Genomic DNA, 11463 nt, shown 5'->3' on the forward strand with positions numbered 1-11463 from the left:
ATCACAATCGGCTAACTCATGTGACTAAAAGCCAACTCATGAACACGCTGCTAAATGATCAATCATCCTATAAAATCGTTTATAATTAGGAATGAAATAAAGTGATTTTACTGCGTGCTAAGCCGCTTGCTTTGGTGACCAATACCTGATGCAACAGCAGATACATTAGTGAAAATTGATAAGAAATATTTATTAAAAAACGACGCTGTGAAACTAAAAATAGCCTGGTGCCTTTGGTGCTTGTTTGCCGTAAACTCCGGCATTTTTGCCCAAAACAAAATATCAGGTCGTCCCAATGTTATAATTATTAATATGGATGATATGGGTTATGGCGATACAGAACCTTACGGCATGACGGGTATTCCAACGCCTAACTTTAACAAGGCGGCCAAAGAGGGGATGCGCTTTACCCACTTTAATGTTGCCCAGGCTGTATGCAGCCCATCGAGGGCGGCACTGTTAACAGGTTGTTACCCCAATCGTTTGGGCTTGCATAACGCATTGATGCCATGGTCTGAAATTGCCTTAAATCCGGCCGAAGAAACTATTCCGTCCTTATTGAAGCAATCGGGTTATGTAACCGGCATGTTGGGTAAATGGCACTTAGGTTCCAGGCCGCCTTTTCTGCCTGTTCATTTTGGGTTTGATAGTTTTTACGGTATCCCATACTCGCATGATATTTGGCCGGTGGATTATGATGGTTCGCCAGCTAAGCCTGGCAGTCCGCAAAGTAAATACCCCCCACTGCCTATTTATGATGGCGATAAAATAGTGGGTTATAACCTTACGCTTGATGACCAGGCCAAACTAACAGGCACTTTTACTTCCAAAGCAGTTGAGTTTATAAAAGCCAACCAGGCTAAGCCATTCTTTTTATACCTAGCTCAGCCCATGCCGCACGTACCCCTGGCCACCTCGGCCCGTTTTAAAGGTAAAAGCGAAGTGGGCCTGTTTGGTGATGTAATTATGGAGCTGGATTGGTCGTTAGGTGAAATTATGCGCACATTGGAGAAGTATCGCCTTACAAACAACACGCTGCTAATTATTACCAGTGATAATGGCCCCTGGCTGCGTTTTGGTGATAATGCAGGTTCATCGGGTGGTTTACGTGAGGGTAAAGGTACCGCCTGGGACGGTGGCACGCGCGTACCTTGTATTATCCGCTGGCCAGGCAGGGTAGAAGCTGGAGGTGTTAATAGCCACCTGCTTACTAATATGGACCTGCTACCAACTATTATGCACATTACTAAAAGCCCGATGCCCAAAAACAAGATTGATGGATTAGACTTTGCCGATATGTTATTGGGCAAATCAGACATAGACGTACGAAAGGTATTTTATTATTATTATGATGTAAACAGCTTAAAAGCTGTGAGGTACAAAAACTGGAAGCTAGTATTGCCGCACACTTCACAAACTTATGCGGCCCTCCATGGTAAAGACGGTGCGCCGGGCCCCGCGCCAAGCGTGAATGTAAAAACCGCGCTTTATGATCTGGCACACGATCCGGGCGAAACCTACGATGTGCAAATTCTGCACCCAGATATAGTTCAAAAGATAATGTCCTTTGTGCAGGAGGCCCGGACCGATTTAGGCGATGATTTAACGCACAACGAAGGCAAAAACCGGCGGCAACCCGGCAAACCAATATCCGATAAATGAAAAAAATAACTATCTGTCTCACTTTATTGCTGGGCGCATTATTAGGCAAGGCTCAGCAAAATTGCCCCATTATCCCTAAACCTGTTACAGCCATAAAGCAAACCGGTGAATTTGTAATTAAGCGTAACATGGGTATATTAATATCCGCCAAAGTTTTAGATACGGCAGCAACGTATCTGCAAAAGGAACTACAGCACTTGAACAAGTTAAATTTAGCAATAAGCAGAAAGGCTGCCACCTCAGGTATAAAGTTAATGTTAGATAATACCATCAGGGGAAGTGAGGGCTATCGCTTAAAAATGACTACTACAAGCGTAATGATCAGCGGTAGTACTACACATGGTGTATTTAATGGTGTAATCTCTTTTTTACAATTGGTAACCCTTAGCAAATCAGCCCTGGCCGTAGACTGCTGGGATATTACCGATGCGCCTAATTATGCATGGCGGGGAGTAATGCTCGATGAATCGCGGCATTTTATGGGTAAAGAAAAGGTTAAACAACTGCTGGATTGGATGGCCTTTTATAAGTTGAACCATTTTCACTGGCATCTTACCGATGAGCCGGCCTGGCGGTTGGAAATTAAGCGTTACCCCAAATTAGCTTTGATTGGCGGAATGGGCAGCACTACAAATAAAAACGATCCTGCCAAATATTATACACAGCAGGAAGTTTCCGAAATAATCAATTATGCGGCGGAAAGGCACATTGTCGTAATCCCTGAAATTGATATGCCAGGCCATGCCACAGCGGCTAATAGGGCCTACCCTGAATATAGCGGCGGCGGTTCGCCGGGACATCCTGATTTTACCTTTAATCCGGGCAACATGGCAACTTATACCTACCTGGCAAATATCTTAAAAGAAACTATCGCACTTTTCCCTTCAGGAATGATCCATATGGGTGGCGACGAGGTGAGTATTGGTAATGAAAAATGGAAAACCGATGCAGGGATTGCTTCTTTAATGCAACAGCAGAAACTGAGTACACTGTCAGAGGTGGAACATTATTTTATGAAACGGATGGCAGATTCTGTTTATCGGGCGCACGCCAAACTATTAGTTTGGGACGAAATGGCCAACGCAGGTTTACCCGTAGATAGTACTATTATATTTTGGTGGCGTCATGATAAGCCCGGACAGTTAAGACTGGCCTTAAGCAAAGGGTACCCAACAGTAGTTTGCCCGCGTTTGCCTTTTTATTATGATTTTGTACAGGACAGCACCCATAAAAATGGCCGTAAATGGAATAACAAATTATACAACAGTCTGCAGGATGTATATAGTTTCAGTTTAACTGAAATGAATTTAACACAGTCGGAGCTTAATAACGTTTTAGGTATCCAGGCCAACCTGTGGACAGAAACAGTAGCTACCGCAAAACGCATGGATTATTTATTATTTCCCCGCATTACCGCATTGGCCGAGGCCGCTTGGACTGCCCCAGCCAACAAAGCTTGGCCTGATTTTATGAGCCGTCTTAAATTTAATTTAGGGTTATATGATAAGGCGGGTTTGTATTACTATGATCCTTTTATACCTGTGGCACACCCCGAGCCCATCAAACAAGCGGGAGGCAGGTAACTAAGTTTATCTACCAATATTCATTCGTTGGTCGCTAATTTTGTTTAATCATTCTAATCCACTTGTCCTTAGCTATGGTTGTAATTGAGTGTGAAAAAACCAATCGGCCTAATTATGGAATTATAAAAAAGCTGTTGTTTACTTTTTATTTATATTTGACGATGATTGCGTAGTCAAACAAAAAATAACAAGCAGGAAGTTTTGAAAAAGAATTATACATCACAAGATGTTGCGGAAGTTGCGGGTGTTTCGCAATCAACCGTTTCCAGGGTTTTTGCCGGTAACACAAATGTGTCTGATAAAAAACGCAAAAAGATATTGGAAGTGGCAGAGCAACTGGACTACAAACCTAATGCACAAGCCAGAAGTCTGATTACGCGGAAAACCATGATGGTGGGAATCATTATGCGTAATATGCGCGACCCTTTTTATTCTGCTGTTCTCGAAATATTTCACACCCGTTTATCACCATTAGGCTATCAGCTAATTTTTATCAATTCAGAAAATGAAGAGATCCAGGAATCTGAAATAGCTAAGCTATTGGAATATAATGTTGAAGGGGTAATTGTCACAGATGCGCTGTTATCCCCAGCAGCTGCAAAAAAGCTAAAGCGGTATGATATTGTTTCTATATTATTTAACCGTTACACAGAGAACTTGGACAGTAGCGCAGTTTATTGTGATAACTATCTTGCTGCAAAGCAAATTGCTACTTATTTGGTTGAACAGGGGCACAAATCGTTTGCTTTTATTTCAGGTCCGGCACACACGTCTACCACAATTGACCGGTTGAAGGGATTTAAAGAGGTTTTAAATGAGCGTAACATAACCGACTTGATTATAGAATCGGGTACTTATACTTATGAGAGTGGATTTAAAGCTGCACAGGAACTGGTTATGCGCAATAAAAACATTGATTGCATTTTTTGCGGGAGCGATATTATTGCATTGGGTGTTATGGATGCTGTAAGACTGGTGGGGCTAAAAATACCGGAAGATATATCTGTAGTAGGTTTTGATAATATCAGGATGTTAGGATGGGTGCCTTACCCGCTTACTACGTGGGAGCAACCACTGGAAGATATGGTTACTAGTACAGTTGATTTGCTTATAAAAGAAATTAATGATAAAAACGCTAAACCACAAGTAATAGTTATGAAGGGGCATTTAGTTATCAGAAACACCGTAAAAACTAAATCATAGCTATCCTGTCTGTGGTTATGATATATCATAACCAATATAAATAATACTGCTTTGTTGTTAAGTATCTGATAAGTAGGAGAGTCGGTTATCTTCATCTCTAAAATCACACCACTATATTTAGTGGACTTTGTCAGGCGTTTTTTGAATTAGTTTTAGTTATACCCCTATAGCATATAGTAACTATATCAAGGTGTTGTTTTAAATATTTATATTATTATTATTAAATAATTCCAATAAAATAGCATTTTTTTTAGGAATGTCGCTTTGTGTGTATTTATTTCTTAACAAAAGCGTAAATATTTGATTTTTAACAGTTTTAATTTTTTTTTAACAATTAATATATATATTTGAAATATGATTACGTATTCATTTCAAACCATGGAACCTCGGCGATATCGTTTATTACTAACCGGGCGATTTTTTAGGAAAATTTTTCCACAAGGATATCTTTAAGTTTTTTTAAAAAAGTATTTTGAATACGTAGTCAATTTAAATTAAAAAAATACTAATTAATAAACTATCATATAAACCAATTATGAGAAAAAAAACAAGCGCCCAACCGCCTTGAAACCGTTATCGCAAAAGTGTTAACTATCAGCGCATTTTGTATTTCAAGATCAATTATTAAACCTATACAATCAATGATTATGCAAATTTATACTAACCAAAAGAGCACAAATTATATTCGTTACTTTTTTAAATGGGATACTCAATCCATCTACCGTATCCGAATTTTGTGTATGCTAATATGTTGTGTTGGCATATTGCGTACCGCAAATGCAACAACCTTTGGCACGCCTAAAATAAAAGACAATACCTCATCAATAAATAAATTACCCCCATTTGTATTATCGGGTATAGTAGTTGACGAGAAAGATGAACCATTGCCTGGGGCATCCGTAAAGATAAAAGGTACTACCAAAGGTGTTGTGACAGATGTTTATGGAAAATTCTTAATAGAAGTACCCAGCGAAAATGACTCATTGGTAGTTTCGTTTGTTACTTTCAAAACCAAAACCGTACATATAGGCAATGTTAAAAATATTAAAGTAAGTTTAGATCCGGATATTAAAGGCAGGACTTTAAATGAAACGGTTGTAACAGCCTTTGGCAGTACACAGAAAAAAACATCATTAACTGCCGCAATAACTACGGTTAAAGTTAGTGATCTGCAAAAATCACCTGTTCCCTCATTATCAAATGCACTTGGGGGTAAAGTGACTGGTGTTATTACGAGGCAGGTATCAGGAAGCCCGGGCGCCGATGGTGCAAACATATACATCCGCGGTGTTGCTACATCTTCTTCTACTAACCCGCTTATTTTGATTGATGGGGTTGAACGGGATATCAACACCATCAATGTGGAAGAAATTGAAAGTTTTACCGTATTAAAGGATGCGTCTTCTACAGCTGTTTATGGCATCAGGGGGGCGAATGGGGTAATTCTGATTACGACAAAAAGAGGGGTTGCAGGAACGCCGAAAGTGACTTTAAGAACAGAAACGGCTATAGATCAGTCGCTGCGCTTACCGAACTATATTAATGCTTTTGAATATGCCACATTAGTTAACGAAGCAAGATTTAATAGTGGTTTGGCCCCTCAATATACCGCATCCGACCTGCAAAAATATCAAGATCATTCAGACCCCTATCTCCATCCGGATGTTGATTGGGTGGACGCTACGTTGAAAAAATCAACCATGCAGTCAGTAAATAACCTGAATATCAGGGGAGGGAATGAAACATTTAAATATTATAGCAACGTTGGGTATACTGTTCAACAGGGTATTTTTAAGGAAGATCCTGATGTGTCTTATTCAAGTAATACAAGTTATAAAAGATACAATTTTCGTAACAATGTTGATGTTAGTTTAAGTAAAACCTTTTCTGTAGCACTAAATGTGGGTGGAAATGTAGCTACAGCCAACTATCCAGGATATAATTTGGGTAATTTCCAAAATTTCACTGGCAACCAATACCTTATTTTCGAGTTTTTAAATCTTACACCTAATAATGCTTTCCCTTTAAAAAATCCAAACGGCACCAATCCTGGGATATCGGGTACATTAAATGAAAGCCCATATGTTAAAGTAACACAAAAAGGATACCAGAGAGTATTTAGAAGCAATGTTCAAACATCATTGGAGCCAAAATGGGATTTATCTAAATTAGTTACCCCAGGTTTAACAGCCAGAGGGCTGTTTGCTTATGATTTTAGATCGTCTACCACCAATACCAGAAGTAGAACTGCTGGTACCTTCCAATATACAGGTAAAGATGCCAATGGTGTAGACCAATACAAAACAATCAATACTGAAACAGCTTTAGGCTATGATGCGCCTTCAAGCATTGCAGACCGTAACCTCCAATTGGAATTAACGTTGGATTACAATCGTACGTTTGGTAAACATGCCGTCACCGGTTTAGTTGTGGCCCGCAGAATAGAAAGGGTGGATATGACCGCGGGATCTTCCATTCAAAACTTACCCTTCAGACAGGAAGGATATGCTACACGTTTAACTTATGGCTATGATAACAGGTATTTGATTGAAGGCAATCTGGGCTACACGGGTTCTGAAAACTTTGCCCCCGGAAAAAAATTCGGTTTTTTTCCGGCTGGTTCTGTGGGATGGCTCATATCAAATGAGAAGTTTTGGAATCCGGCGATCATAAATTCTTTCAAAATCAGAGGATCGTACGGTTTATCGGGTAATGATCAAATCGGCGGTGATCGATTCCTGTTTCAGACTACCATCAACAAAGCCGCAGGCAATTATAGCTTTGGGGAAAGTCCAACGACACAAGGTGGGGCATTTTCAGAAGCGAGGATCGGAAATGAAGCCATCACCTGGGAGGTTGCCAGAAAGTTAGACATAGGTACAGATATTAGTATATTAAATGGAAAAATAGACTTAACTATTGACTTATTTAAAGAACACCGCACTAACATTTTATTACAGAGGCAGCAAATTCCTCTTGCTTCAGGTTATCCCAGTTCTATCATTCCATACGCAAATTTGGGTATAATTGATAATAAAGGCTTTGAGGTTAGTCTGGATCTTCGTAACCAAACTAAAAGTGGGTTTTATTACGCGTTTAGCAGTAGGTTTACATTTTCAAGAAATATATGGGTAGAGGATGATAAGCCTTATAAAGCACTCGCATACCAAAATTCAAGAGGGAATTCCCTGAATGAAAGCTATGGTTATATAGCGTTGGGCTTATTCCAAAATCAAAATGAGATCAATAATAGTCCATCCCAAACTGCTTTGAAGCCTAATACCGCACCCGGGGATGTTAAATATCAAGACTTAAACGGCGACGGAAAAATTACAACTGATGATCAAACCTTTATTGGTTACGGCCGGACTCCAGAAATAATGTTTGGTTTTGGCCCTTCATTTGCCTATAAAGGATTTGATTTAAGTGCCTGGTTTACTGGTGCTGCACATACCAATATGGATTTGGGCGCTAGTGATGCTTCTACAAAAAGCCGCGCATTCTGGGCATTTTATGATCAGGGATTTAATGTTTTACGTGGTTATTATGACAATCACTGGGTGCCTGGCGCTGATAATACTAACGCCAAATATCCGGCTGTTACAAGTACCCAACGTCATTCAAATAATTATGTTACCAGCACTTTATGGTTAAGGAATGGCGATTATTTACGCCTATCAACTGCGGAAATTGGTTATACATTACCTAAAAGCATTATTCAGAAATTACATATAAATAAATTACGCTTATTTGTAAACGGTCAAAATTTGGCTATTTGGGATCATATTAAAATTATTAATCCTGAAGATAATAACACCAATGAGAATTATCCGTTAACACGCAACATCAACTTTGGCGCTTTAATAGGCTTTTAACATATTTAAATTATAATATCATGAAATCAATAATAAAACCAATTTTTACTTTACTGCTGATATGCAGTGCGCTAGCATGTAAAAAAGATTATTTGAATAAAGTCCCGGATGATGACCTGACATTGGATCAGGTATTCGCTAATCATGATTATGCCCGGAATTTTTTAAATAACGTTTATACAGCGCTTCCTCAGGAATATCGTATGGTGGACCCCGTAGTCAACTCGAACCCTTTTGTTGGCGCCTCTGATGACATGGAAGAAATGTATCCGCCTGCATTTAGTAATACTATGAATGACGGCTCGTGGAATCCAACTACTAACGTTATGAAATACTGGGAATTGTTATATGTCGGTATTCGTAAAGCAAATTTGTATATCGAAAATGCAGATAAAGTGCCAACTGATGACATTTACACGGCAGCGGATAGGACAAAAGCTAAGGGCGAAGCGATTTTTTTACGTGCTTTTTATCATTTTTTACTGATGAGGATATATGGACCTATTCCTATCGAAGATCATTCTGTGGCGCTTGATTTTGACTTTAGGTCCATTCGCCGTGATCCGATTGATAAATGCGCGGCATTTGTCGTGAGTGAGTGTGATAAAGCAGCTGCTTTATTACCTGACCGTATCACTTCGAGTGTTGATTTTGGCCGTCCGGCTAAATCAGTTTGTTTAGCCTTAAAAGCCCGTGTATTATTATATATGGCCAGCCCGCTTTGGAATGGTAACCCGGATTATGCAAATCTAAAAAATGATAACGGCACCCGCCTGTTCCCCGATTTTGTTGCTTCAAGATGGCAAGATGCGGCAACGGCAGCAAAAGCTTGCATTGATCAGGCTGAATCAGTAGGTCACGGCTTATATACTTCGGCAACAAATGATCCGATTAAGAATTACTATGAAGCCTCTTATTTACCTAACACTAAAGAGATCTTTTTTGCTTACATTGAAGGAGTAAATACCGACCATGATGTATACAGTGAGCCGCGTGGGATGAATGGTGTTGGCTTTACTTTAAATGGCCCAACTCAAGATGTAGTTGATGATTATGAGATGGCAAACGGCACCCAACCCATATTAGGCTATACAGAACCGGGGCATATACCAATTATCAATCCTGCATCTGGTTATACTGAAACAGGATTTACAGCAGCAGCTGATCCCAAAGGTTATTACGCCGCTGGCACCAGTAATATGTACGTGGGGCGCGACCCTCGTTTTTATGCAAGTATTCATTACTCAGGGGAAATATGGAAACCAACGCTGCGCGCTGGTGGAACAGCGCTTGATTTTTCATTTTCGGGTCCTGATGGATATGCCGGACGAAACGGAGGCAATTATACCAAAACAGGGTATTTAGTACGGAAGGCAGCGAATCCAGATTTTATTATGTCTCCACGTAAGGCTGTAGTACACTCCTTCCCGTTTTTTAAATTGGACGAACAATATTTAAATTATGCAGAGGCATTAAATGAAGCACAAGGCCCTGTGGCAGATGTATACAAGTATGTTAACTTGATCAGGACGCGATCTGGTATGCCTAATTTACCAGCAGGGTTGTCAAAAGATGATATGCGCACGCGTATATGGCATGAACGCCGGATAGAGTTATTTTTTGAAGGGTTCCGTTATTTTGATGCCCACCGCTGGAAAATTGCTGAACAAACAGAAGGTAGTAATGTCTATGGTTTAAATATATTGGCTGGTGCAAATCGTATGGATCCTAATTTCTATAAACGTACAGTAATAGAAAAGCGCGTGTTTGAAAAGAAACATTACTTGTGGCCAATTCAGCAAAGTGAAAGAGATAAAAATCCCAACTTGGTTCAAAATTTTGGTTGGTAAACAAATATCTGTTAATTATAAAACCGGGCTTTGGCTCGGTTTTATAATATTAAAATGCTTATGAAAATTAATGGTCTGATTATAAGGGTAGTGGCAATTGTTTTATGTTTTTTTTATGCCAATTTAAAAGCCCAATCACTATATGAATTGCCAACTGATGTTAACACCCGCTGGATAAGTTTTGAAAACCCAACGGGTGGAAAGGGCGCTGGCGCCATGCAAAATAAAGGAGCTAAGGGCAATGCCAGTCAATGGGTTAAAGCAGGCGAATCCAAAGTGTTAATGGATTATAATGGCGCTGGTGTAATTAACCGTATATGGATGACCATTATAGATCGTAACCCTAAAGCGCTAAGGGCAATACATCTGGATATGTATTGGGAGGGCTCAACAAAACCTGCCGTATCTGTGCCTTTAGGCGATTTTTTTGGTATAGGCTTAGGTAGGATGGCTGCTTTCCAAAGTGCTTTATTTACCGATCCGGAAGGGAAATCGTTCAATTGTTATATTCCAATGCCATTTAGAAAGCATGCTAAAATTGTTTTTGTAAATGAATCGCAACAGAACCAATTGTTGTTTTATGATGTGAATATTTCTAAACTCGCAAAACCGACTAATAATATAGCATATTTTCATGCTTATTGGAGTAATAATGATGGCGCAAAGCTAGGCGAAGATTTTGAAATATTACCCCGGGTTAAAGGGAAGGGCCGGTTTTTGGGTACAAACCTAAGTGTGATAGCCGATAAGGTTTATGGTGATACATGGTTTGGCGAAGGTGAAGTAAAAACATATTTGGATGGAGATACGAATTATCCTACACTGGCAGGGTCTGGCACTGAAGATTATATTGGATCGGCCTGGAATTTAGGGGCTTTTAATCAGCTATATCAAGGGGCTCCTATTGTTGATAAACAAAAAAAGCAATATGCTTTTTATCGGTACCATATTCCCGATCCTATTTATTTTCATACAGATTGCCGTGTCACCATTCAGCAAATGGGCGGTGCCGGGCGAGATCTGATCAGGGGGATCATAAAGGCAGGGGGTAAGGCCAAACCAATTAGTGTGATGACTGCCAAAGGGTTGATCAAACTACAGGAATTAAAAGACTACCCCGATCTGTTTGACGATAAGTTCCCGGCAGATGAATGGGTCAATTTCTACCGTATTGATGATTATTCAGCCACAGCCTATTTCTATTTAGATAAACCTGTAAGTAATTTACCTGCACTGGCGCCGCTTGAAAAAAGATTAAAGGGACTTTGAACTTAAACCTTATTGCAATTG

6 protein-coding genes are annotated in these 11463 nt (G+C 39.8%); all 6 read left to right on the forward strand.

Annotated elements, in window-relative coordinates; translation table 11 throughout:
- The first annotated feature begins 207 nt into the window (after positions 1 to 207).
- Complete coding sequence (locus IRJ18_RS05150) at positions 208 to 1662, forward strand: sulfatase family protein (protein WP_194105128.1); 1455 nt, start codon at positions 208 to 210, stop codon at positions 1660 to 1662.
- Complete coding sequence (locus tag IRJ18_RS05155) at positions 1659 to 3245, forward strand: beta-N-acetylhexosaminidase (protein WP_194105129.1); 1587 nt, start codon at positions 1659 to 1661, stop codon at positions 3243 to 3245. The genes IRJ18_RS05150 and IRJ18_RS05155 overlap by 4 nt, the downstream gene beginning before the upstream one ends.
- A gap of 201 nt (positions 3246 to 3446) precedes the next feature.
- Positions 3447 to 4448 (forward strand): LacI family DNA-binding transcriptional regulator, encoded by a 1002-nt coding sequence (locus IRJ18_RS05160; protein ID WP_194105130.1) that lies wholly within the window; start codon positions 3447 to 3449, stop codon positions 4446 to 4448.
- A gap of 584 nt (positions 4449 to 5032) precedes the next feature.
- A complete protein-coding gene (locus IRJ18_RS05165; protein ID WP_194105131.1) occupies positions 5033 to 8323 on the forward strand; it encodes a SusC/RagA family TonB-linked outer membrane protein in 3291 nt (1096 codons plus the stop codon).
- A gap of 20 nt (positions 8324 to 8343) precedes the next feature.
- A complete protein-coding gene (locus IRJ18_RS05170) occupies positions 8344 to 10173 on the forward strand; it encodes a RagB/SusD family nutrient uptake outer membrane protein (protein WP_194105132.1) in 1830 nt (609 codons plus the stop codon).
- 60 nt (positions 10174 to 10233) lie between these two features.
- Positions 10234 to 11442: a glycoside hydrolase family 172 protein gene (locus tag IRJ18_RS05175; protein ID WP_228072566.1), complete on the forward strand. Its 1209-nt coding sequence runs from the start codon at positions 10234 to 10236 to the stop codon at positions 11440 to 11442.
- Positions 11443 to 11463 lie beyond the last annotated feature (21 nt).

This window comes from Mucilaginibacter boryungensis, from assembly GCF_015221995.1.
GTDB lineage: Bacteria > Bacteroidota > Bacteroidia > Sphingobacteriales > Sphingobacteriaceae > Mucilaginibacter > Mucilaginibacter boryungensis.